Source organism: Halomonas shantousis, from assembly GCF_054654615.1.
On the sequence record NZ_BAAIER010000002.1, the window covers coordinates 2,245,220 to 2,268,563 of the forward strand.

Below are 23,344 nucleotides of genomic sequence, written 5' to 3' on the forward strand. Positions count from 1 at the left end.
TGCATGAACTACCGTGACTGCCTGACCCGCCAGAAGGCGGCTCTGGAAACCTTCGTCGCCCTGCTCGACGAGGAGCACCTGCAACTCGCTCAGGGTCGGATCGACGGCGAGTCGTTGTCCCGCCTCGCCGTCGACAAGCAGCGCATCGCGGCGGAGATGGAAGAACAGGAACATGCCCGCCTGGCCGCTCAGCGCGCGGCAGGCTACGGCGACGGCCAGCGTGGTGCCGAACGCGCGGCCCAGGCGAACGCCTGTCACGACGACTGGCAGGCGATGCGAACCCTGGCCGAACAGGCCCGTCAGAAGAATCGCATGAACGGCCTGGTGATTCAGTTGCGCCTGGAGCACAACCAGCGAACCATCAACTTCCTGTCGGAAGCGGCAGGCAGCGCGCTCTACGGTCCCAACGGCCAGTCACGGCGCAAGGGGTTTGGAGGAGGCGTCAGTTCCCGCGCATGAGCCTGCGCAAGGACATTTGATGAACAGGTATCCCGTCGAACATGGCAGGTTGGCGGAATAGAGTCCGGTCAAGCCCCGGGCTCGTTGCGTTTTTTCTGTCATTCTCATCGCCGCCCGACTCCTGTCACCCCACCTTCTGCCGCCCCCGCCTTCCGCCAGACTTCACGGCTATTCGATCAGCAACTTGCCGGCGCGGCGCTCACCGGGCGCCTCGATACGCGGCTCGCGTCCGCCGCGCAGGATCGAGTTGCCTTCGAACAGGGTGCGCTGATCGATCTCCGGCGGACTGAGCCAGTCCTCCTCACGTATCTGGCCACTCTTGCCGTACACCTCGAGCGTATTGGCATAAGTCACCTTGCGTACCGTGTCCTCGGGGATACCGCTCTCGAGTGCCAGCCTGGCGGTCTTGGCCACCCCCAGACAATCGGATATGCCCCAGTCGCAGGCGCTGTCGACGATGATCCCCTCACCCCCGTATTGCTTGAGCAGCTCGACCATGCGCGCATTGCCCATCTTGGTCGAAGGGTAGATGGAAAAGCCCGCCCAGAAACCGCGGTCGAGCACTTCGGCAACCGTCTCCTCATTATTGTGATCGATCACCACCCATGACGGATCGACTCCCATCTCCTCGCAGACATCCATCGAGCGGGACGTGCCGCGTTTCTTGTCCCGATGCGGCGTATGCACCATGACCGGCAGCTTGAGTTCCCGGGCAAGTTCCAGTTGGGCACGAAAGTACTTGTCCTCCAGCGGCGTCTGCTCGTCATAGCCGATCTCGCCGATGGCGACGACGCCCTCCTTCAGTGCAAACCGCGGCAGCCACTCCATCACTCCCTCGGCGAGTTCCTCGTTGTTGGCCTCCTTGGAGTTGAGCCCCACCGTGCAGTAGTGCCGGATGCCGAACTGCCCGGCACGAAACCGCTCCCAGCCGACGATGGTGGAAAGATAATCGACGTAGGTGCCGACGAAGGTGCGTGGCTGTCCCAGCCAGAACGCCGGCTCGATCAGTGCGACGACGCCGGCCGCTGCCATGGCCTCATAGTCGTCGGTGGTGCGGGAAATCATGTGAGCGTGCGGATCGATGAACATTCAGGCGACCTCAGTGGCGGGCAGGGAGTCCCAGCTGACGCGACCTTCGTCCAGGTCCGCCATCAGTGGTGTCGTTTCGAGAATCTCGCGGGCCCTGACGCTCGGGCTGGAGAAGAGCGCCAGCGCAGCTGCCGCCTGTTCGGTGGCACTGCCGGCCAAGGCGCGTTTCAGTTCCTCGAAGGCGCCGACCTCCTCGGCGAAGGGTCCCACACAACGCCAGAGTTCAGGAGAAACCGAGCGCTTCGCCGCCCAGCGCTCATGCGCGTAATCCACCAGGATACGCGCCAGCTCCGGGTTCGCGCGTTCGTCCAGGCCGCAGATGGGTCCCAGACGGCTACCCACGAACAGCGCCTTCAATACCATGTGATTCCAGCGATGATCGTCGAAATGGTCGCGCGGATAGGGGTTGTAATGGGCGATGGACTCGAAGACCGCCCGTATGTTCGAGCGCAGCCCCTCGCCCACTTCGAATGCCAGACCCTGCGGCTCGGGATAGAGCGGCAGCCCTCGATAGAGTGCGATCATCTCGCTGACGTCCGCGGTGCGGCGCAGGTCCTTGAACGTGTCGACAAATGCGCGCTCGCCGCGGAAGGCCAGAAGCGCCGCCACCCGGGCCGCACCATCCACACTCCAGCCCTGCGGGTTCCAGCCGGGCCGGGCGTCATTCGCCTGCGCCAGTTCCTCCCGGGACAGCGCCAGATCCGCCTTGCCCAACCGGCGCGGCGCCAATCCCATGACGATATGCAATTCTCTTTCGGTACTGCCAGCGGCCAGTGCATCCAGACAGTTACCGAACCAACTGCCCTGCTCCCCCGACTGGCGTATCACCCAATAGCGTAAAAGCTCAAATGCTTGAACAGACATGTTTGACTCCCCTGGTTCCCCTGCAAGGAGCCTTCACATTAATTGCGTATCTCTTGTTTACCAATATGATTTATATAGTGACATAAACCGTTATTTATCATGCTCCATCAAAACGGATCCATCATGAATCTCCTGTTTCAAAAAGCATGAGCAATCAATAAAACCATGTTTATGCATTAATTTATCCCCTCTCATGCACAACGACTTGAGTTAATTGCAACGCATTGATAATCGTTGTGCTGCAAACGTGAAGATACTGCAAGGAAGCTCACCCAGGCAGACACCGACTCCGGCTATCACATGAGAGGATCGGAGCGGCGCTTCTCCCGTTAACACACCTCAGCAGGGCATGTCGTGAACAGTACACTCGTGATTCTTGTCGTAGGCCTGACTCCCGGCCTGGTCGGTCGTCATACGCCGCACCTGGCAGCGTTGGCCAAGCGTGGCGGCATGCGACCGCTCAACACGGTGACACCGGCCGTGACCTGCACCGTGCAGTCCACGCTGGTGACCGGCCTGCCCCCCGCCGAGCATGGCGCCGTGGCCAACGGCTGGTATTTTCGCGATCTCTCGGAAGTCTGGCTATGGCGCCAATCCAACCGGCTGATCGGCGGCGAGAAGATCTGGGAAACCGGCAAGGCGCGCAATCCCGACTTCACCTGCGCCAAGATGTTCTGGTGGTACAACATGTACGCCAGCGCCGACTGGAGCGCCACGCCCCGCCCGATGTATCCGGCCGACGGGCGCAAGATTCCCGATCATTACACCTATCCGCCGGAGCTGCATGATGAACTGGATGCCAAGCTCGGCCAGTTCCCGCTGTTCAAGTTCTGGGGCCCTGCCGCGGACATCTCCTCGAGCGACTGGATCACGAAATCGACCCTGCACATCATGGCGACGCGCAACCCCACGCTGACCCTGACCTACCTGCCCCATCTGGACTACAACCTGCAGCGTCTGGGCCCGGACCTGACGCACCCGCGCATTCAGCAGGACCTTGAGGAGATCGATGCGCTCTGCGGCGAGCTGATCGATGCGGCAGACAAAGAAGGGCGGCGTGTGATTGTCGTCTCGGAGTACGGCATCACCCCGACCACCGACGCGGTGCATATCAACCGCGCCCTGCGTCAGGCGGGCCTGATCGCGGTACGGGTCGAGAAGGGGCGTGAGCAACTGGACCCAGGCGCGTCGGCCGCCTTCGCCGTGGCCGATCATCAGATCGCGCATATCTATGTACAGGACACGCAGCGCACCGGCGAGATCAAGGCGCTGATCGAGTCATTGGACGGCGTCGAAGCGGTGTGGGATCGCGACGCCATGCATGCCAACGGGCTCGATCACCCCAACTCGGGGGAACTGGTCGCCATCTCGAAGCCGGATCGCTGGTTCAGCTACTACTACTGGCTGGACGATACATGCGCGCCCGATTATGCCCGTACCGTCGATATCCACCGCAAGCCCGGCTACGACCCGGTGGAACTCTTCTTCGACCCCACGCTCAAGTGGCCCCTCTTCTCCGCCGGTTGGCGGGTGGGCAAGCGCAAGATGGGGTTCCGCCAGTTGCTGGACGTGATCTCACTCAAGGACACCCAACTGGTGAAAGGCTCTCACGGACGCATCACCGACGACCCGCAGGAAGGGCCGCTGGTCATCTCCTCGGAGGCCGACCTGCTGCCGGAAGGCGCCGTGGACGCCACCGACTTCAAGCGCCTGACCCTTGCGCATGTGTTCGACTGAGCAGAAAGGCTCCTGACAGATCGAACTGCATGAAGCGGTACCCTCCGTCTACCGCAGGACGTTATATCCTCACGGGGCCTTACTTCAAAGAACTTGTTTCAAAGAGCCTGCTTCAAAGAATCCGACCCGAAAAAAAGGGATGCCGCGCTGGCGGCATCCCCGATGCTTGGCTTTGGTTCTGGCTTTCCATCTGCGGCTTTGGCGCTCTACGTTCCCGGTGCGATCCGCTGCAGCACCAGCGTGGCTCCGAAAGCCCCAACGGCAAGTCCCGCCAGGCCATACGCTCCGACGGCGGCCACGAGCGCCGCGTCGTAAAGCGAGATGCCGGCGATCAGGCTGACCACGGCTTTCGGCACGTCGCCCGGCTGGCGCCGAAACAGCAGACGCAACGCCCAGCATCCCCAGCCGACATAGGCGGTCAGCAGCACGAAGCCCACGATGCCCTCCGCACTGACCGCCAGCCATGTCGCTATACCGACCGGCACGAGCATGACCAATAGCGGCCAGGCGGAACCGATCCGGTCGTAGGCTTCCTGCTTGGCGGCATAGGTCAGGCCCACCACATGGCAGAACAGCCCCAGAGCACCGATCGCGACGGCGCTCTCCACGTTCGCCCCTGCACTCAGCGCGGCGGTGAAGTAGACCAGCAGCCGGCAGGCGCCCATGATCACCGGGCCCAGGGCAATCCGCTTGTGCCACCAGTCGTAGGCCACGATGGCCGTGCCCAGCGCCAGACCGCCCAGCCCCGCCGGCACGCCGATGAAGAACAACAGCGTCGCTCCCAGCCCCAGCATGACAAAGCCCAGCGCATAGACGAGGCCTCGGGACACCTCACCCAGCGGGATCGGTCGGTTGGCGCGCTCACGCGCATCGATCTCGGCATCGAAGGCATCGTTCAGATACATGCCGCCGACATAGAAAAGCGACAACGCGAACAGCAGCAGCAACAGGTTCCCGGCTGCCGGCGAGGCGCCCGCCAGCACCCAACCGGCGATGCCATTCGACCAGACCGTGGGCAGGTTCGATACACGGCCGAGCTTGAGCCACTTATGCCCGTTCGACCAGCCGCTCCATGACCCAGCGAAGCTCGCCTGCCACGGCATCTTCCATCCTGTCATGTCTGAGTTCCTCAGGTAGTACGTTCCAGCTGTAGGTTTCGACTTCCAGATGCGCCGCGATGGGTTCGCGGCGATGCAACGCGAGAATCTCTTCCAGGAAGGGCTGCGTCGTCCCCAGCACGCCGAAGGTGCTGGCGAAGACCGGCACATGAAAATGGATACGCCACTCCTCGCCATCCGCCGCCGCCCCGCGCGCCAGCGCCTCGGGCAGATCGGCGTAGCGCGCGAGCCCCGAGGGCCCGCGGGCCACGACCTGATGCAGATAGGTCGGCTCGCTGAATGCCGCCAGCGCCTCACGCGTCTCGGCGTTCACCTCGGCGACACGCAGTGCCGTACTCAGTTGCAGCTTGTGGATCGGAATCCCCGCGGCACGCAGTGCCGCGATGCTGGCGACGGGATCCTCGAATTCGACTGCCGCGTGGCAGACGTCGTAGCAGAGCCCAAAGTGCATCGGCAAGGCCTCGGCGGCTTCCGTCACGGACAGGCCGCTCAGTTGCGCCAGCCGCTGCGCCGCGGCATCCGAGTACAAGTATTGTGAGAAGAACGACGTCGTCTCGGCGATCGTTTCCAGGAAACAGAAAGGCTCCGGCTCCAGAGCCAGCGCGATTCCTACGCCGGTACGCTGCCTCAGTGCCACGCAATGCGCAGCCGCACGCAGCATCCTGTCGGCCATCGCCTGTTCGGTCCCCTGGCTCAGCGGCTTGAAGCTGCCCGGCACCGTACTCAGGCTGACCCACTCCCCGGCCGGCGTGATCGCCGCCATCAGATCGGCCAGCGCCGTGGTGTAGGCCAGCCGTTCCTCGGTGCGCCAGTCGGGCTGGTAGACATCCTCCTTCACCCGCATGCCATGAAACGGCCCATAGGGAAAACCATTGACCGTGATGGCCCGGTAGCGCTCTTCATCCAACAGCGCGACAAGCTCCGCCCGGGATTCCGGCGATGACAGTGCCTGGACGGTTTCGGCGGAGAAACGCAGCCCTACCGCAAAGGGCGCATCGGGCGAGACGAGAGCCTTGACCGCACGCACCGGCCCGGTGAGCGCCGCGCGGGCCTCCGCCCAGGTCTGGGTCGGGTGGATGTTCAGGCAATAGGTGAGCTGGCCCAGGTCATCCGGCAAGCGCATGGTCCACCTCGCGCGCCTGGAGCCAGGCAACGGCCTGCATGGCCAGCTCGGGATTCATGGCATGAATCTCGACGCCCACCCCCATGTCCGCCAGCAGGGTGATCGTCAACTCGCCCCCGAGGTGCTCGCGAAACTCCTGCAACCCGGTCAGTATCAGCGCCTCTCCGCCCTTCCCTGACGACGCCAGTGCCGGATGGAACGTCGCCAGGCCGAGCCCTTCCAGCAGCGAGACGATACGTACATCCTCTCCGTCCGGCAGCAGGCCGGTCAGCACCGAATAGCGCGCATCGAGCGCCATGCCGATGGCCACGGCCTCGCCGTGATGGACCTCATGATGCGTCAACGCTTCCAGCTTGTGTGCCGCCCAGTGACCGAAATCCAGCGGCCGGGCCGAGCCCAGCTCGAAAGGATCGCCGCCGTGCGCGATCTGGCGCATGTGCAGCTCCGCGCTCCGGCGAATCATGTGCTCCTCGACGTCGCGCTCGTGAGCGTTCAAGCCGTCGACGTTGGCCTCCAGCCACTCGAAGAACTCCCGGTCGCGGATCAGGGCGACCTTGATGGCTTCGGAGATACCGGCCATGCGCTCGCGGCGGGACAGCGACTCCAGCAGATCGAAATCGTTGAGTACCGCCCAGGGAGGGGCGAAGCAGCCCATGAAGTTCTTCACGCCGTTGAGATTGACGGCATTCTTCACCCCGACGCCGCTATCGTTCTGCGACAGTACCGTGGAGGGGATACGAATGTGACGAACGCCGCGATGCGCCGTGGCCGCGGCAAAGCCGATCGCATCCAGCACCGCCCCGCCGCCGATGGCGATCACGTAGGAATGGCGGTCCACACCCAGTCGATGGATGGCATTCTGGATGGACTCGACATATCCCGGCTCCGCCTTGATCCGTTCACCGCCGGGGACCAGCGCGGGAGATGCCAGCAGTTCTATCTGCGCATGTGCCGCAAAGTAGGCCTCGATACGCTCGATCAGATCCGGCTGAGCCTCGGCAAGTCCGCTATCGAGATACACCAGGCATTTGTGACGCTTGTGCGGCTCCTTTAACGCCAGCATATCCGCGAGCAGGAAATTCGCCGGTGAAAACAGCCCCCGAGTAAACGCCACGGGGTATTCGTATGGCACCGAGAAGCGCTGCCAATTGATAACGGTTGTGGCGTGATTATTACCGGCCACCTGAGTCTCTGTGATCGCCATCGGCAGTGTCCTTGCTCAACGCAATAGTGGAAATATGACTTGTCATGGAGCATGCCACCCAAGAGCCATTAAGCTCGATTCAGGGAAGGAATTAATATTTAAAAAAGCGGTGGCCATGATTTCAATAACATAACAATACATAAAACCGGGCACTGATCACAAGGATCATCAGAGAAAAGTAATAATCAATTTAACCATTCTGAAAGCGTAATTCGAATATGAGTTTTACCATGTCGAAAATCAGAAAATTAATATTGAATATGTTATTAATCTCATGATTACTCTCTTACAGGAGTACCTCCATAACAAATCGTCCATAAAAAAACGCGATGAGGTCTCATCGCGTTCAATTCAATTCGATGGCTGCGCCGATAACGACTAACCAGCGCTCAACTGTACCAGCAGTTCCTGGCGTCGCGTCTCTTCCATGAAAGCCACGTCGATGGCATTTTTTGCCAGCTCGGTAAACGTCGCCTTGTCCCAACCGAAGGCAGCATGACAAGCCAGGTAGTTATCCAGCACGCCACCGCCAAAGTACGCCGGGTCGTCGGAGTTGATCGTCAGCTTGAGGCCGGCGTTCAGCAGTTTGGGCAAGGGGTGCTCCGTCATGGCATCCACCACCTTGAGGCGCACGTTCGACAGCGGACAGACCGTCAGCGGAATGCGTTCCTTCCTGAGGCGTTCCACCAGCGCGTCGCTTTCCAGACAACGCACGCCGTGGTCGATCCGGCACACGTCGAGAACATCCAGTGCCTCCTCGATATATGCCGCCGGCCCTTCCTCGCCCGCATGCGCCACCCGCGGGATACCCAATGCCTTGGCACGCGCGAATACCTCGGCGAACTTGCGTGGCGGGTGGTCACGTTCAGCGCTGTCCAACCCCACGGCATCGATCAGCTCGTAATAGGGCTTGGCGTCTTCCAGCACCTGCATGGCCTCATCGGCATCGCGATCGCGCAGGAAACTCATGATCAGCGCCGTGGACATGCCCCACTGCTCATGAGCCTGCTGCATGGCGCGCTTCAGCCCCTCGAAGGGAACCGCCAGTTCGATGCCGCGGGCTCGGTGCGCCTGGGGATCGAAGGACAATTCGACATGCACCACCCCCTCGGCCTGAGCGCGGGTGAAGTAATCCATGGCCAGATCATAGAAATCCTGCTCGGTCTTCAGTACGCCCATGCCTTGATAGTAAAGATCGAGAAAGGACTGCAGATCATGAAAGTCGTAGGCCGCCCGTACCTCCTCGATCGATGCGTAGGACAGCTTCACCTGGTTGCGCTCGGCCAGGGCAAACATCAACTCCGGCTCCAGCGAACCCTCGATATGCAAGTGCAGCTCCGCCTTGGGAAGTGTGCGTAGCCAATCCTTCATGAAGCGATATCCTTCTGCCGCCTGGGTGGGTAGTGAATTATCCCCATAGCATGCAGGAAAGGTGCCATACGACCAAGCGGTCAGCTTGGAAGGGGGTCGGTCAACCGCCTGCCGGCAGCCGAGGGCAAAATTACGTCTGTCTAAGGGCAGTGCTCAGCGCGGCCACGATATGGAAATCATCCGACGCCAGGCCCTTTCAACTGTGCGTTGGCGAAATCCAGCAGTTGTTGGTAATGCCGCTGTCGGATAATTCCAATCACGATATCGGCGTCCAGATTCAGATAGTCGTGAACGAGCGCATTTCGCAGACCAACGACCCTGTTCCATGGCGTGCCGCTGTTATCCATGCCCAATGCCTGCAACTTGGCAAAGGTCTGGCGGGCATCATTGGGCACGGCAGTGTCTCGGGCCTTCAGTGTCTGTTTGGCAATACCGATACAGGTTTCGGTCAGCAACTGCAGATTGCGCTCCGCAGCGCGATAGAGTAACGGTGGAAGCTGACCGGTTGGCAGCGTCATCTCATGCAGCTGCGCCAGTTCTTCGGCAAGCTACGCGATATGTTCCTGCATCGCGGCGGTATATTCAGGCTCCACATTTGTTCTCCATGTATCGCTCGACTACGCAAAATGTTGCCGATGGTACTGATAATCCAGCTCCCACATCGAGGTGATGCGATTTTCTTCCCGCGCCAGCCTTAGCGCGCTATTGACGCACAGCGTCCTGCCAGTGCGCACGATGGCCATGGCCAGAGGCACGGGTGCCAGATTGATGTCCACGACAGAGAGCATCCCTTCCGCAAGCGCCAGCTCGTCCTGCCATTGCTGCGCCAGCAACTCAGGACGCAAGCGCTTCTGCAGAGGGTCACGCTCGGGGAAGCGAAAGGCAACCGCCAGATCGTAATCGCTGTCCTCGCTCGCCATCCCCTTGGCCCGAGAGCCGTATAGCCAGAGCACATCGATATCCGGGTTGCGACGAACCAGATCGGTTAGACGTGACAGAACGGTGGGTTCGTCAGGGCGCGTTTCAGGTGAGTGCGCAATGGTCATGTCAGTTCTCACGACACGTCGGAAACATGCCGCAGTGTAGCATTCGTCGTGATCGTGGCGGCAAGCGCTTCGATTTCCAAGCGATGCCGCAGCGCCTTCACGTCTGATTGCCAAGCCCCGTGTCATTGGTGATGGTCATGCCTCCGGAGTCGTTCGCCCCCCCCCTATGCGCTACATGTAACGCATGGATTGTCTACCTGCCGCTTCCAGGCAATGCTTTCACGCCGTCAAGGAATGCCTCGCAACGCTATGATCGATTCGAACTTCCCCGCTTCGCTGAATGACAGTCGGAACACTCCGCTCACCCCATCTCGGGTCACGACATGGCGCAGCGCGCGGGCAGGAAACATCACCCTTCGCCCATCCAGGCTATGCGCATAAACCTGCTGCACGCCGCCCTGATAGTGCGCCAGGCACTGGGCAGCGGTTAATTCGATCACCACGTCGATACTGGGCATTCTTCTTTCCGACCAACAAATAGCGTCAACACATCACAATCCCTCCCCAGCCCACGGCGACACTGTGCGAAGGGGATAGTCACAACCATGCATGGTCCAGGACAGCCGAGAATCCTGTCATGGCATTGGGGATCATACCGATTGGTTCGCCCCGCGGGGGCCAAGGTACCACCAGGCGAAGCTGATGCTACCCACCCCACCAACAAATTTACATTTTTTCCTAAAGCATTCTGCGCACGCGTCGATAAACAGGGTAACGGCAACGGTGCCGTTGCGGCGGGGCAGGCTCCAGAGGCGCCCCGCCAAAGCAGCCCCCTACTAGAGTAAGGAAATTGTCATGGCAGTTATCAATACCAACATCACCGCTCTGATTGGTCAGAACAACCTGAACAAGTCCCAGTCTGCCCAGCAGACTGCCATGGAGCGTCTGTCTTCCGGCCTGCGTATCAACAGCGCCAAGGACGATGCAGCTGGTCAGGCCATCGCCAACCGTATGAGTAGCCAGATCACTGGCCTGAACCAGGCCAGCCGCAATGCCAACGATGGTATTTCCTTGGCCCAGACTGCCGAAGGTGCATTGGATCAGGTCAACGACAACTTGCAGCGCATCCGCGAGCTGACCGTGCAGGCCCAGAACGACACTAACTCTGCCAGTGACATCGACTCCATCCAGAAAGAAGTCAATGAGCGCCTTGCTGAAATTAATCGTGTGACGGAGCAAACCAGCTTCAATGGCACAGATGTATTTGGCGGAGCGAGTGGCACATCTTTCTCTATCCAAGTTGGAGCGAATGATACTGAAACCATTTCTATTGAAATTGGCCAGTCCAACAGTGCTGGATCGGCTTCCACGACAGGCTGGGATATGTATGATACTTCAGCCACGAACAGTGTAACTATTGTAAATGGAAATTCGCGCGACATAACTAATAAGGGTTTTGATGTCCTTAGTACAAACGCTCTAGCTACTTTAGACAACAAACTGAAAGCTGTAGATAATACTCGTAGTGATCTTGGTGCAGTACAGAACCGATTCGAATCTGCAATCGATAACATCACGACAACCTCAACCAATCTGAGTGCTGCACGCTCACGTATCCAAGATGCAGATTATGCAACAGAGGTGTCGAACATGACGCGAGCAAATATTCTTCAACAAGCTGGCACCTCTGTTCTATCCCAAGCTAACCAAACGCCACAGAGCGTTCTCTCCCTTCTAAGATAAGTTAGCTTAAACAAGCCCGATATAGGCCCCGCATATTGCGGGGCTTTCTGTTAAGCAAAAAGCCAGCTTTCAGGCCAGTACACGACGGCTGTGCCGGTCCACGATGGCGACCAGATACATAAACCCTCGCGCTATTGGGATATGGTCACACTATGACCCAAGCCTGATTGGAACGGCCGATGACGCGATCCCTCAGCAGGCAAGGATAAACCCGATGCCCTACGTCAGGCTGGCTGGTGCGCGGCTTCGGGTACAGGTGCTCTTCGTCGATCAGGCGCATCAGTGACAGGTTCTCGGCCCGCATGCCTCGGGGTTAGTAGTACATCGATGAGTGGCTGATGTCGAGCAACTGGCATGCCTTCGGAGACTGACATCGGGCACCTGCGGCTCGACCAGGACCAGGCGGAGGTCCGGCTCAACGATCGAGCTTGCGTGATAAAAAATTTCGCTTCACTGTCGCTTGCCGATTTAACGGTAGAGGGTATCGATCTCCTCCTGGCTCTTCTGAACGGTCTTGCCAGTCTTGCCTTCGAAGACGACGGTGACGTTATCAGCAACTTACGCCTCCACTGGCTGACTATGGTGGGGTAGTTATCGAACCGTGCGGCAAGCTCTGATGGGGGCTGACCGCCCTTGAGCGCTGCGAGGGCTATTTTGGCCTTGGAGCCGCTGCTGTACTGCTTGCGTTCTCTGCTCATGCTCGTTATCTCCAGTAGTCATGATCAGAGCTTAACGCTTGGTTCGAATTCAGGGATCGTTTCATTCTACCAGCACCAACAGACAAAAAGGGCTGATTTTCGCCTGCTTTTCTCTCTAACCCTCCTTTTATTCCATGAGAAAATGTGCAGCCGGCTTCCTATTGATTTCTGGAAAAGAAAATGACGACTAGTGTAGCGCCTCCCTCTCCTCACTTAGCCAATGAAAACAACATTAATGTTGCAAGTGATGTTTTCCGTTCAGTTAGGGATAAGATTTTAGAATCGGATACGCCAGGCGTCCTAACCATGGACTGCTTTGATACGCTATTCTGGAGGTTCCTAAGCAAACCAACCGATATATTTTTTTACATAAAAAACGAACACAATATTAGCGCACAGGATAGGATAATTGCAGAACAAAAAGCACGTCGCAAAAAAAATATCACCACTGGAACAACGGAAGTTAACTTAAAGGAAATTTATGAAGAAGCCTTACCCGGCATAAGCGAAGACATCATTACGGAATTAGAAAAATCTGAAATAAACGCTGAAGTTCAGTTTGGATTTATCTTCCAGGAAGCGCTAGAGCTTTTAAAAATAGCCAAAAAAAAGGGTTGGAAAACAGCTATCGTAAGTGATACTTATTTCTCATCCTTTCAACTAGCAACCATACTGAACTCGACCGAAAGCAACACGACTGATTATATTGACGCTATTTACTGCTCAAGCGAATACGGTGCTTCAAAAACCACAGGGTTATGGTCACATGTATTGAAAATAGAAAAATTAACGCCAAATAATATACTACATATTGGCGATAACAAACACGCTGACTACATTTCTCCAGCTAAAAAAGGGATTAACGCTTGGCACTTTGAACAAAGTATAGCAAGTGTACAAAATATAAATAGAATGCGAGCCAACCCCGCCAATATATTATTTTCAGAGATTGGAAAAACAGAGGGCGTGCTTTCTCCATTTCATGCTTGGATGTCATCTAACGTTCCCATCATTCATAAACGAGAAGAAAGAATAGCATATAGTTTTCTAGGGCCAGTCACTTTTAGCTTTGCTTCATTTATTGTGGAGGAGTTGCGCCCGAAAAAAAATAAAAAAGTCGCATTCTTGATGCGTGATGCTCATCTCATAAGCGAAGCCGTTAGAGTGATGTCTCCCGAAGATACTTCACATTACAGCAATCTTCGCATTAGTCGCTACACATCATTGGCTAGCTCCTTTGTCGATAAGGAAAGCATCAAACAATATTTAGTAAGATTCTTGAGAAATGACAACCTAGAGGAGGTACTTAATCAGCTTTTACTCTCTAAAGAAAAAACAAGAAAGATTTTGAAAAATATCAAGCAAACAGCCTTTCCCTCTAATGCGCTGGCAAAGTTCGTATTATCTAATAAGACTTCTAAAGAGATCATAGGTAATTCTTTAAATTTTAGAACGAGGTTGTATAAACATATTTTGAAGGAGACAGGTATAAAGCCAGGGGATACGCTCTTCCTTGTAGACCTCGGGTATGAAGGGACAACACAAAACTTTCTCTCCAAAATAATGGAAAGAGAGCTAGAAATTAAAGTGAAAGGTTTATATTTTTTAGTTTCTAAAACCCCTAATTGGCATGAAGACAGAAAGGGTTTAATTGACCCAGAAAAATTAGATAGCTCAGCGATAAGCACACTGACACGTCATATTGCTGCTTTCGAGATACTAAATTCAAGTAATGACAGCACGGTAATCGACTACTCTGAGTCAGGCGATCCTATTTATGGGAAAAAGCCCAGCTTGGAGCCTGCATCCTTGAAATCTATAAAAGAGTTACAAAATACTACAATAAAATTCGTCAAAAGCTATCAACTTCAATACGGAGAAAAAATAAATAAAAGCAATCTTCCTATGTGGAAATCAGCCGCCATTGACTTGGCCAGGTATATATTTTTCCCAACTCAGGAGGAAGTTAAGCTTTTAGAATCCCTTGCTTTTGAAATTAACTTGGGCACAGACCAACAAGTATCATTGGTAAATACCAATGCGGGAAGAGCAACAGTCAGAGAGAAAGGAACGTTTTTTTTGACTAAGGATAATACCTCAAACATGAGAATGAATTACCCAGCTGAGCTAAGGAATATCAGCCTTGATCTTTCCATCTCGCTAATGAGTAGCTATAGAAACTCTTTAGATTTCAGCTCCCAAGATACTACTTATTCTCTCATAGACGTTGAGGTATTATTCGCTTCAGGAAAACAAGGGCTAACCCAAACATTACAGGCCAGTTTAACATATGATGGTCTTTATTCGTTAACGTTACCGCACGGCAACCTTGATATTGCCGTGCTATTTGGAAGGATTTTCAATTCTGTTGAAATCTATCAAATTAACTTTATAGAAAAAGAATTTTTTTTAACAGGCCTTGAGCCTGACCACACGCAGAAGGCTACCGAATCCATTGATTACTTTATTAGTGGAGATAAATTAAACAACAACTTGTTATCTTTCAAGCAGGATGGTTTTATCTATATACCGGCGAACAAGGGTGTTGAGGAAATTATACGAATTGTTTTCCGCCCACCACTTCAATAAATTACTGAAAGCTGCGCAGGATTTTCACCTGCCAGCTATAAATTTTAACAAGGAACTCAAATGGACCTACTCATACATTCTCTCGCAGAATTCAAATCAATAACCATCCCTTTGCTCAACATAGCTAAGCCGCACAGAGTGTGTGAAATTGGTGTTGAGCACGCAGGAAACACACAGCTTATTTATGAATGGGCAAAGAATCAAGACTCTTCTATATTAGGCATTGACCCATCGCCGAGTAAAGCCTTCTATGAATGGCATAAAGGTAAAGAAGATAAAGTATCTATTATATTAAAAAATAGTCTTAGCGCACTTGAAGAAGCTAGAGATGTAGACTTTTGGTTTGTCGACGGAGATCATAATTGGTATACTGTATATCATGAGTTGATTGCTATAAAAAATGTATCTATTAAATCTAACAGAAAACTTTTAATAGCCTTGCATGATGTCTCATGGCCATGTGCCAGAAGAGACTTTTATTATGACCCCACTTCCATACCTGAAAAATTTAGGCATGAGTATTCATGGGATTTAGGTGTCCACCTTAACTCTGACAACCTAGTAGAAGGAGGATTTCATGGAGCCGGAAACTTTGCTATCGCAAAGAATCTTGGCGGCCCTAAAAATGGAGTTTTAACAGCAATTGAAGATTTCATTAAAACTGACCCTGAAAGCTATTGCTTTGCTTATATCCCTGGCGTTTTCGGCTTGGGCATTCTATTTGAAAAGAGTCACGAAAAAGCACGAGAGATAGCTGAATTCTTAATTCCTTACCACGAAAACGAACTATTAAAGAATTTGGAAAAAAATAGAATCTTGAATTATCTTAAAGTTTTAGAATGGCAAGAAGGGCTTAAACTATCATAGTGCAGTAAAACTACAGCATATAAATTACATATTATGCTCTTATACAGTTGCTGGCGTTATCTAATTTAAAGAGCGGCCTCAAGCTTCAAGCGCAACCGACAATAACCTTGTGTTCTACCCCAATCAGGAGGCAAAATGCCCGCCGACACGTCACCCGCCTCACCTAGCTTGTCTGCAGACGATACGCTATTGCATGTCGCGGGCTGCTGCGCCAACGCTGTGCATGCCCGCTGCGCTTCAACCTGTTCAACACGCTGCACAGCGCATCCGATGAGATGCGTCTGCATTTATGCTTTCTTGCCACCCAGCTCGACCCGCAGGCGCATCGCTAGGCACATGGCCGTTGAGACATTTTCTATCCTGCCTCTGCGTTCAGGGTCCGATCTCGATGGAATATATGTTGAAATTTGCCAGTACCAAAATCGCGCTCAGCACGGCCTTGCCACAGCCATGGAGCGCGCACCTTCAGGGCTACGCGTCAATAGCGCTCGCGATGCCGCCGCGGGCACTGCTATTACCAACCGAATGGAGGCCAACCTGCGTGCCAACAGCCAGATGACGCGCGGAATCAACGATGGCATCAGCTTGGCACAGACGGAGGGAAACGGGCTAATTCCCCGGAAACTGGCAGTCCAGACGGCCAACGATACCTTGTCGGATATCGACTGAGCCTCGATCAATCAGGAGTACAAGCAACTGCACAGTGAAATCGGCCGGATCACATTGGATATGGAAATCTTCGACAAACAACCCCTTACCTCACTGGAGCCTCGTCCCAAAGCCGTCAAGCTGGGCGATACATCTCATGTCGTCGATATCGAAACGGATAATGATGCTTCGATACGATCTGGTATAAAATACTTGGCCTATATTTCTGCCAGCGCAACGGGTTTAGTCATTGAAATCGACTCTTGTAATAAAGATGATCGGCAAGTCTTCACTCGCTCAGGTAAGTACCTGGTCGGCCCCCCTATCACGGAGGATACCACCATGCTGTCTGGTTCAGTAATGAGATCGATACGGAAGCAGTGCTCAGCACAGGAGTTGCAACTCCGAACAGTGGCTTCCAGACCAATGCTGCCTACGACGGTACCGAGTTTCTCGATGTCATCGACCAGTATAGCCAGGCCTCTCCTCCAGTCACCTTGACAACTGACAATGGGACAATGGATGACGATCACCTATTCCGGTAATGGCGACCGCTTGAATACGGACTTGACTGAGATGGTAGGCACTCCGTTCAACAACGGTACCGCTTCCAGCAATACCAACTTCGACGAAAAGCGTACTGACACTTGAGCGAGTCATCATCGACGAAACGAACGACAGAAGACCTTCTCCTTTCGTTACTAGCAAAGGCGCTTTCTGGCCAACTTTCAGTTGGGATGAAATCCCTGCCGACTATGCCGTGGAGGTTTCCAGCATGACCAAGGCGCAGATCCTGCAGCAGGTTTCTACATCCATGCTGGCTCAGGCCAACCAAACGCCCCAGACCGTATTATCGCTACTGCAATCATAGTGAAGAGTCGGCTATGCCCTGCTGCCCCGTTCTGAATCGGGCCGGCTCCCAGCAGGAAGCCTAGATATTCAAGGAACTACAGTGCCAAGTGCTCAAAGCAACCTATCCGCTCGGGATCTCCTGCATGACGTCATTCCCAAGCTGAACGCCACGGAAAAGCTGGTCAACGATACGCTTCAGGCAAAGCTCGAAGAGAGCCGCACCGCGGAAGAGCATGCACGCGCATTGAAGCAGCAGCAGGAGTTTCAGCTGGAAATCACCATCATCAGGATGAACCTGGATCATCTTTTAGCTCGTTATGCCAACGAGCTGAAGCAGTTCACCGATACCGGCAGCCGCCATCCCGGCCCGATGCTGAAGCTCGATCCGCATGAAAGCGTGGCGATCAACAATGCCAGGCAGCTCTATACACGAGTCCGCGAGATTCAGACCGGGTGATCGCTCACGTCCCAGCATACAGCTTCGCAGGCAGCGATATGAATGAGTCCGAATGTCAGCAGGTCATCGATAAACTCGAGGATGCCATTGTCGACGCCCGCCAGCTGATGGAGCGCTTCGAGGCGACGGGCATGGAGGAGGAGATGCCGGGGGATTACGCCAGGCTCCATGCGCTATATACGCAAGCGGTCAATGAGCAGCAGCACTACACGCATCTTCTGTTACAGACCGAGGCGCCGTGAGCCGCTCTCCTTTCGCTACGGCTTACTTACATTACGTCTCTATCATCTCGCTAAGTGTGTGGCCCCATGGCCAATTACCTGATCTTTCTGGTCACGCCGCGCTGACGGTGTGACCCCTGACATCGACTTTCGGCGCCTTGTGAAGCGCACCAATAGGCTACCGGATTGTCCATTCCCAGATTACTTGACGGGAGAGCATACGATGCAGGCTCTTGCCGGGCTTGCCGGTACCCTCGGCCAGCGCCTCGAATCCTACTGTTGCGTTGATCAGGTCACGGAGTATCAGGCGCGCGGTCTCGGGCTCTCCGTGCAATAAATTGCTCAAATACAAGCAAGCCGCGAATTTCTACGCGTTATATTGCTCAAAATTCACCATGTTGCGTGTTATTGAGTGCATCTCAGCAAATCCAAAAAAGCGGACCCGGTACCTTTCGGTAGCGGGTCCGCTCTGTTGATCAACCGTACTGACCGATCACATATCCTGAACGTTGTCGGTAATTTCCGTCGCCATGAAGATAGTCGACAGTGACGGCAGCAGCAGGCTCAGCACGCGGTTCCAGCGAGCGACCGGTGCGGCGGTCACATAGACCACATCCGTCGGCTGCAGGATGAACTGCGCACCCAGTATGAAGGCGGTGGCGTTACGCGCATCCAACTGATAGACCGTCGCAATGGTGTCGGTGTTGCTGATATCGGGGTTGCGGCGGATGACGAAGATGCCCGAGGCGTTGGCTCGGCCTTCGTTGATGCCTCCCGCCTGAGCAAGGGCGTCGGTCAGCGAGATCGGGCTGTTGAGTAGCGGTATGGTCAGCGGATCGTTGACTTCGCCCATCACGTAGACTTTCTGGTTACCGGCATCGGGGATGTGCAGTACATCGCCGTCCTGCAGCAGCAGATTCTGCTCCAGCTCACCGTAGGTCAGCATGTCGTAAAGCGATAGCCGGATGTCCTGACCATTGCGGGTCAACACGATGTTATGCCAGCTGGCCGTGCCGCTGAGACCGGAGGCGTAACTGATCGCGTCCAGTACGCGCATGGGCACATTGGTGATCGGGTAAGGCCCGGGGTCGCTCACCTGCCCGGTGACGTAGACTTTCTGCGAATTGAAGGCTGCCACGCGAACATCCACCTGGGGCTCGGCGATATAGCCGGTCAGGCGACGCTGAATCTCGTCGCGCACTTCACGCACCGTACGACCGGCGACTTTGACCTGCCCGATATAGGGATAGAAGATGTTGCCTTCGGGGTGGACGACTTGACCGGATTCCGTTGCGGAACGCTCCGAGCCGGCAGGGATCGTAAGCTCGGGATGGTCGTAAACGATGACCGAAAGAACGTCGCCACGTCCGATACGGTATTCATAATCGGCCAGCGACTTGTCCTTTCCGTACAGCTTTTCCAGATCCTCGATGCTGTACATCGGCGTCTGGCTCTGCTCGCGTAGCAGTTGCAAGGTAATCGGCTGGATATCGACATGGCCTTCCAGCGGTGTGGCCTCGGCATCATAATCAATGTGCCCGCCCGGAGATAATGCACACCCCGACAGGGTGGTGAGTGCTAGGCAGGTGGCGGCAACGAAAGGTAACCACCGCTGGCGAGATTTCCGGTTCATGTTTGTCATCCTTATAATTCGATGTTCCTTTTCCTGACCATGGCTATCGAATGGTTCCGCACTTCAATAACCGCTCTTATAACCGCCAAAATCATGTTTTTAATATTCAGCCCCGCTCCAGCATCGTAAGGCTCCTCGATATTGGAAGACGCTTAATACTTAAAGCCTTCTTAGTCCCCGTCCGGCATCGCGCTATCAGGCGGCGGTATTACTTTCCAGCCTCAATATATCCTCTCCTCCTACACTCTCTACCTGACAAGTGGACCGGTGATTACCGGTTAATGAATAACGATTAACGCTCATGTCTTGTAAGGACGTTAGCCGATGCTACCGCGCTTGTCATTATGGTAAAGTTAATTATCTGAATGATTTTAAAAAAACCATACGACTGACAATTTAGAGATCATGCCCTCTGTATTAATGAATGACTTTGTCTCATGTTTTTTAGCTAGTTACTGCTCAGCCACGCCACTCGCGCAAAAACAAAACCAATGGTTTGCACCATTGGCTTCGTTTCGTTCAGTATGACGACTATTTCATCTTGACTTCCGGCAGGGATGGAGTGGGCCGTAATAATGAGCAGCGGAGTCAATAAACATGCTTGCCTGAAAATCCCTTGAACACAGTCAGGAAGATAATCTTCATATCCAGTAGCAGCGACCAGTTATTGATGTACCAGAGATCGCATTCGACCCGTTTCTGCATCTTGTCCAGCGTGTCCGTCTCGCCTCTATAGCCACACACCTGCGCCCACCCGGTAATACCGGGCTTCACCTTGTGACGCTGCATGTAGGATTCCACCAGATCCTTGTAGTAATCGTTATGAGCCAGGGCATGAGGCCGCGGGCCCACGATCGACATGGAGCCTTGCAGGACATTCAGGAATTGCGGCAGTTCATCCAGCGATGTCCTGCGGATAAAGGCACCGACCCGCGTGACGCGTGGATCACCCTGGGTCGCCTGTCGGACCCAGCCATCCGCCTCATCGTGTATTTTCATGGAGCGAAACTTGTAGACGAGAAAATCTTCACCGTTGATGCCCGTCCTGTACTGCTTGAAGATGATCGGGCCCGGCGAGGTCAGCTTGATGGCCAGCGAGACGAACAGACACACCGGCGATATGGCCAACAGGATCAGGCTGGCCACGACGATATCCTCAAGCCGTTTGACGAATATCGCCCCACCGGTCATCGGCGATACGCTCAGATCGATGGCATGCATGCCCGATACGCGGCTAACGCGATGGTTGAGCAGAGGAATCTCGGAGAATTGCGGTATGAAGCGTATCTCTACCGTGAGATGACGCAAGGCATGCATGATCGGCTTGACACTGTCGCCCATCCTGACCGGCATGCATAACCAGACTTCTCTTGCCTGCGACTTCTTGATCCGACGTGCGAGACAGGCCAGTTGATCTACATCGAGACTGCCGGCGGAGCGGCATATCCCCGCGATGGCGTATCCCTCCTGCTGGTTGGCCCGCATGGACCTGGCAACATCCAGCAGCACGTCACCGGGCCCCACGAGAAAGACCTGCTTGCGGTGCCGCGCATGCATGTTGTGGTAGGCGACCAGCATCATCAGGAAAGCGCGAGCGGCGCAGGCAAAGCAGAAGGACAATGCCAGAGTGAACACCACCCATTGACGCGAAAAGGTTTCAGCCTGCTGGAACAGGAACATGAAGCTCGCCACCAGCGCGAACATTGCGCCCCAGACCCATACCAGCCGATAGATTCGCCGCATCAGATGCGTGGAGCGCCATCGGTTGTAACCGCCACTGAAGAGGTTGATCAATACGACCAGCAGCGCCATGCCGAACAGTACGACGATATACCGGTCGGCCAGCATGTAGTTCTCAAAGCGCGCTCCATATGCGAGGAAACCGGCCAGTATGATGGCCACGATGTCGATGATCGGAGCGACACCTCGAATCGGATTCAAGCTTTTCATATGGCCTCCCTACGAGCACCCTGGCGAGTCATTGCCTGTTTTCCGAGGGCTGCTAAAGCCATCTCACGCTGATGATCTGCAGTTGAAAAAATCGTGTTGGACATAGCGTCTTGCTTGTTTTCAGGCTCGACCATATTTGTCTTCGAAACGGACGATATCGTCCTCGCCCAGATAGGAGCCGGACTGTACTTCAATCAGCTCCAAGGGAATCACTCCCGGATTTTCCAGAGCGTGAACCTGCCCGATCGGAATGAACGTCGACTCGTTTTCGGAGACCAGGTAGGTTCTGTCCCCGTTCGTGACCTTGGCCGTTCCCGATACGACGACCCAATGCTCGGCGCGATGATGGTGCATCTGCACCGAGAGCTTGGCGCCAGGCTTGACCCTGATGCACTTGACCTGGTAACGCTGGCCATTATCGATGCTGTCGTAGGAGCCCCAGGGGCGAAACACCTCCCGGTGACATTGATATTCGGGACGGCCTTCGGCCTTGAGACGCTCCACGATACGCTTGACCTGCTGGGCCTGATCCTTATGGGCGACCAGCACGGCATCCTTGGTTTCGACGATCATCAGATCCTCGACACCTACGGTGGCAACCAGACGGTTCTCGGCTCGCACCAGGGTATTGCGCGTATCTTCGAACATGACATCGCCGGTCAGGCAGTTGCCCGACTCGCACTTGTCGCTCATCTCCCAGAGGGACGACCAGGAGCCGATATCGCTCCAACGCGCATCCATGGGCACCATCGCGGCTCGATCGGTTTTTTCCATGATGGCGTAATCGACGGATTCTGCAGGACACGCGGCAAAAGCCTCCGCATCCAGGCGTGTGAACCCTAGATCCTTCTGGACACTGCTCAGGGCTTTCTGACATGCATCGAGAATGTCCGGACAATGAGTGCCCAGTTCCTCGAGATAGCGACTGGCACGGAACAGGAACATACCGCTGTTCCAGCAGTAGTCCTGTGATGCCAGATAGGTAGATGCCGTATCGATATCCGGCTTTTCCACGAACCGCTTGACCTTGGTACCAGGCCCCAGGCCCAACATGTCGCCTTGCTGGATATAGCCATAACCGGTCTCGGCATGAGTCGGCACGATACCGAATGTTACCAGGTACCCCTGCTCAGCCAAGGGCAGTGCGTGCTTCACGCTTTCATGAAATTTTTCGACATCATGGATCTTGTGGTCAGCTGCCAGTACCAGCAATAGAGGATCCTCGCCATGCTGGGCAGCGGTAATCGCGGCTAGCGCGATAGCCGGTGCCGTGTTGCGTGCCAGAGGCTCCAGGAGAATCTGCGCATTGTTAACCTCGATCTGGCGTAGCTGTTCGGCGACGACGAAACGGTGCTCCTCGTGACAGATAACCGTTGGCGCTGACGTCTCCAGCCCCTCCAGCCGGGCCAGCGTCTGCTGCAGCATCGTGCCCTCGCCCTGGAGATTGAGGAACTGTTTCGGCCGCAGGTGGCGGGAAAGAGGCCAGAGGCGAGAGCCATTACCACCAGCCATGATAACGGGGGTTAACATTTCGGTTGTTCTCCTTCGATATGGCTATAGCCGTGAGTTAGGACATGGTCTGCTCGCCTTAACACTAATCAGCCGCCGTAAAATGAATTTATCGACATATTTCAATAAGTTTGCTGTTAGTAATAAAAGCAATTGTCCTACTTTATGTCTATAACCATTTTTTTTGATTTTTATTTTAAATAACAACCTGAAAAGAGCTACAGAA

The 23,344-nt window shown here is 54.9% G+C and carries 20 protein-coding genes and 1 pseudogene; 9 read left to right on the plus strand and 12 right to left on the minus strand.

Translation table 11 applies throughout. From position 1 onward, the window contains the following. Positions 1-3: 3 nt before the first annotated feature. Positions 4-459: a flagella synthesis protein FlgN gene (locus tag ACYQ12_RS10825; RefSeq protein ID WP_459871364.1), complete on the plus strand. Its 456-nt coding sequence runs from the start codon at positions 4-6 to the stop codon at positions 457-459. Between the two features lie 168 nt (positions 460-627). Here ACYQ12_RS10825 and ACYQ12_RS10830 read toward each other — a convergent pair whose 3' ends face one another. Next, on the minus strand, positions 628-1,548 hold the full coding sequence (locus tag ACYQ12_RS10830) for a TatD family hydrolase (protein ID WP_459871367.1): 921 nt from the start codon (positions 1,546-1,548) through the stop codon (positions 628-630). Continuing rightward, the gene (locus ACYQ12_RS10835; protein WP_459871370.1) at positions 1,549-2,412 is read right to left on the minus strand and encodes an EboA domain-containing protein; all 864 of its coding nucleotides are present in this window, start codon (positions 2,410-2,412) and stop codon (positions 1,549-1,551) included. Positions 2,413-2,766: 354 nt separating this feature from the next. Here ACYQ12_RS10835 and ACYQ12_RS10840 point away from each other — a divergent pair, with 354 nt between their 5' ends. Next, positions 2,767-4,149, plus strand: a complete 1,383-nt coding sequence (locus ACYQ12_RS10840; RefSeq protein ID WP_459871372.1) for an alkaline phosphatase family protein — start codon at positions 2,767-2,769, stop codon at positions 4,147-4,149. A gap of 206 nt (positions 4,150-4,355) precedes the next feature. Here the strand turns inward: ACYQ12_RS10840 and ACYQ12_RS10845 are convergent, their stop codons facing one another. From ACYQ12_RS10845 to ACYQ12_RS10875, 7 genes are all read right to left on the minus strand, one after another. Beyond that, positions 4,356-5,267, minus strand: coding sequence for a UbiA family prenyltransferase (locus ACYQ12_RS10845; protein WP_459871375.1), 912 nt, complete (start codon positions 5,265-5,267; stop codon positions 4,356-4,358). Then, a complete protein-coding gene (gene eboE, locus ACYQ12_RS10850) occupies positions 5,197-6,390 on the minus strand; it encodes a metabolite traffic protein EboE (protein WP_459871378.1) in 1,194 nt (397 codons plus the stop codon). Before eboE ends, ACYQ12_RS10845 begins: the two co-directional genes overlap by 71 nt. After that, entirely contained in the window at positions 6,374-7,594 is a 1,221-nt protein-coding gene (locus ACYQ12_RS10855) for a 3-dehydroquinate synthase (protein WP_459871381.1), read from the minus strand. The genes eboE and ACYQ12_RS10855 overlap by 17 nt, the downstream gene beginning before the upstream one ends. A 378-nt stretch (positions 7,595-7,972) precedes the next feature. Next, positions 7,973-8,965 carry an adenosine deaminase gene (locus ACYQ12_RS10860; protein WP_459871384.1) on the minus strand — a complete coding sequence of 331 codons (993 nt, stop codon included), beginning with the start codon at positions 8,963-8,965 and terminating at the stop codon, positions 7,973-7,975. Between the two features lie 176 nt (positions 8,966-9,141). After that, positions 9,142-9,483, minus strand: coding sequence for a type VII toxin-antitoxin system HepT family RNase toxin (gene hepT, locus ACYQ12_RS10865; RefSeq protein WP_459871386.1), 342 nt, complete (start codon positions 9,481-9,483; stop codon positions 9,142-9,144). Positions 9,484-9,582: 99 nt separating this feature from the next. Further along, on the minus strand, positions 9,583-10,011 hold the full coding sequence (mntA, locus tag ACYQ12_RS10870; RefSeq protein WP_459871389.1) for a type VII toxin-antitoxin system MntA family adenylyltransferase antitoxin: 429 nt from the start codon (positions 10,009-10,011) through the stop codon (positions 9,583-9,585). Positions 10,012-10,238: 227 nt separating this feature from the next. After that, positions 10,239-10,469: a DUF2835 family protein gene (locus tag ACYQ12_RS10875; protein ID WP_459871392.1), complete on the minus strand. Its 231-nt coding sequence runs from the start codon at positions 10,467-10,469 to the stop codon at positions 10,239-10,241. 337 nt (positions 10,470-10,806) lie between these two features. Here ACYQ12_RS10875 and ACYQ12_RS10880 point away from each other — a divergent pair, with 337 nt between their 5' ends. The 7 genes and pseudogenes from ACYQ12_RS10880 (at position 10,807) to ACYQ12_RS10910 (ending at position 18,047) form a co-directional block, all read left to right on the plus strand. Further along, on the plus strand, positions 10,807-11,694 hold the full coding sequence (locus tag ACYQ12_RS10880; protein WP_459871398.1) for a flagellin N-terminal helical domain-containing protein: 888 nt from the start codon (positions 10,807-10,809) through the stop codon (positions 11,692-11,694). Between the two features lie 878 nt (positions 11,695-12,572). Continuing rightward, positions 12,573-14,981: an HAD family hydrolase gene (locus ACYQ12_RS10885; RefSeq protein ID WP_459871401.1), complete on the plus strand. Its 2,409-nt coding sequence runs from the start codon at positions 12,573-12,575 to the stop codon at positions 14,979-14,981. Positions 14,982-15,041: 60 nt separating this feature from the next. Further along, positions 15,042-15,848: a class I SAM-dependent methyltransferase gene (locus ACYQ12_RS10890; RefSeq protein WP_459871403.1), complete on the plus strand. Its 807-nt coding sequence runs from the start codon at positions 15,042-15,044 to the stop codon at positions 15,846-15,848. A gap of 336 nt (positions 15,849-16,184) precedes the next feature. Next, positions 16,185-16,517: a flagellin N-terminal helical domain-containing protein gene (locus tag ACYQ12_RS10895; RefSeq protein WP_459871406.1), complete on the plus strand. Its 333-nt coding sequence runs from the start codon at positions 16,185-16,187 to the stop codon at positions 16,515-16,517. Positions 16,518-17,244: 727 nt separating this feature from the next. Next, positions 17,245-17,367 (plus strand): annotated as a pseudogene (locus ACYQ12_RS10900) (flagellin); the annotation flags it as partial. A gap of 81 nt (positions 17,368-17,448) precedes the next feature. Next, complete coding sequence (locus ACYQ12_RS10905) at positions 17,449-17,805, plus strand: hypothetical protein (RefSeq protein WP_459871409.1); 357 nt, start codon at positions 17,449-17,451, stop codon at positions 17,803-17,805. A gap of 38 nt (positions 17,806-17,843) precedes the next feature. Further along, positions 17,844-18,047 (plus strand): hypothetical protein, encoded by a 204-nt coding sequence (locus ACYQ12_RS10910; protein ID WP_459871412.1) that lies wholly within the window; start codon positions 17,844-17,846, stop codon positions 18,045-18,047. Between the two features lie 472 nt (positions 18,048-18,519). Here the strand turns inward: ACYQ12_RS10910 and ACYQ12_RS10915 are convergent, their stop codons facing one another. From ACYQ12_RS10915 to ACYQ12_RS10925, 3 genes are all read right to left on the minus strand, one after another. Then, positions 18,520-19,659: a polysaccharide export protein gene (locus ACYQ12_RS10915; RefSeq protein ID WP_459871415.1), complete on the minus strand. Its 1,140-nt coding sequence runs from the start codon at positions 19,657-19,659 to the stop codon at positions 18,520-18,522. A gap of 588 nt (positions 19,660-20,247) precedes the next feature. Then, on the minus strand, positions 20,248-21,609 hold the full coding sequence (locus ACYQ12_RS10920) for an undecaprenyl-phosphate glucose phosphotransferase (protein WP_459871418.1): 1,362 nt from the start codon (positions 21,607-21,609) through the stop codon (positions 20,248-20,250). A 120-nt stretch (positions 21,610-21,729) separates the two neighbouring features. Continuing rightward, a complete protein-coding gene (locus tag ACYQ12_RS10925; protein ID WP_459871421.1) occupies positions 21,730-23,139 on the minus strand; it encodes a mannose-1-phosphate guanylyltransferase/mannose-6-phosphate isomerase in 1,410 nt (469 codons plus the stop codon). Positions 23,140-23,344 lie beyond the last annotated feature (205 nt).

What these genes read in the sequence shown, in the direction of transcription:
- ACYQ12_RS10825 (WP_459871364.1), top strand. Translation starts at nt 4, where the DNA reads ATGAACTACCGTGACTGCCTGACCCGCCAGAAGGCGGCTCTGGAAACC.
- ACYQ12_RS10830 (WP_459871367.1), bottom strand. Translation starts at nt 1,548, where the DNA reads ATGTTCATCGATCCGCACGCTCACATGATTTCCCGCACCACCGACGAC.
- ACYQ12_RS10835 (WP_459871370.1), bottom strand. Translation starts at nt 2,412, where the DNA reads ATGTCTGTTCAAGCATTTGAGCTTTTACGCTATTGGGTGATACGCCAG.
- ACYQ12_RS10845 (WP_459871375.1), bottom strand. Translation starts at nt 5,267, where the DNA reads ATGACAGGATGGAAGATGCCGTGGCAGGCGAGCTTCGCTGGGTCATGG.
- eboE (WP_459871378.1), bottom strand. Translation starts at nt 6,390, where the DNA reads ATGCGCTTGCCGGATGACCTGGGCCAGCTCACCTATTGCCTGAACATC.
- ACYQ12_RS10855 (WP_459871381.1), bottom strand. Translation starts at nt 7,594, where the DNA reads ATGGCGATCACAGAGACTCAGGTGGCCGGTAATAATCACGCCACAACC.
- ACYQ12_RS10860 (WP_459871384.1), bottom strand. Translation starts at nt 8,965, where the DNA reads ATGAAGGATTGGCTACGCACACTTCCCAAGGCGGAGCTGCACTTGCAT.
- hepT (WP_459871386.1), bottom strand. Translation starts at nt 9,483, where the DNA reads ATGACGCTGCCAACCGGTCAGCTTCCACCGTTACTCTATCGCGCTGCG.
- mntA (WP_459871389.1), bottom strand. Translation starts at nt 10,011, where the DNA reads ATGACCATTGCGCACTCACCTGAAACGCGCCCTGACGAACCCACCGTT.
- ACYQ12_RS10875 (WP_459871392.1), bottom strand. Translation starts at nt 10,469, where the DNA reads ATGCCCAGTATCGACGTGGTGATCGAATTAACCGCTGCCCAGTGCCTG.
- ACYQ12_RS10880 (WP_459871398.1), top strand. Translation starts at nt 10,807, where the DNA reads ATGGCAGTTATCAATACCAACATCACCGCTCTGATTGGTCAGAACAAC.
- ACYQ12_RS10885 (WP_459871401.1), top strand. Translation starts at nt 12,573, where the DNA reads ATGACGACTAGTGTAGCGCCTCCCTCTCCTCACTTAGCCAATGAAAAC.
- ACYQ12_RS10890 (WP_459871403.1), top strand. Translation starts at nt 15,042, where the DNA reads ATGGACCTACTCATACATTCTCTCGCAGAATTCAAATCAATAACCATC.
- ACYQ12_RS10895 (WP_459871406.1), top strand. Translation starts at nt 16,185, where the DNA reads ATGGCCGTTGAGACATTTTCTATCCTGCCTCTGCGTTCAGGGTCCGAT.
- ACYQ12_RS10910 (WP_459871412.1), top strand. Translation starts at nt 17,844, where the DNA reads ATGAATGAGTCCGAATGTCAGCAGGTCATCGATAAACTCGAGGATGCC.
- ACYQ12_RS10915 (WP_459871415.1), bottom strand. Translation starts at nt 19,659, where the DNA reads ATGAACCGGAAATCTCGCCAGCGGTGGTTACCTTTCGTTGCCGCCACC.
- ACYQ12_RS10920 (WP_459871418.1), bottom strand. Translation starts at nt 21,609, where the DNA reads ATGAAAAGCTTGAATCCGATTCGAGGTGTCGCTCCGATCATCGACATC.
- ACYQ12_RS10925 (WP_459871421.1), bottom strand. Translation starts at nt 23,139, where the DNA reads ATGTTAACCCCCGTTATCATGGCTGGTGGTAATGGCTCTCGCCTCTGG.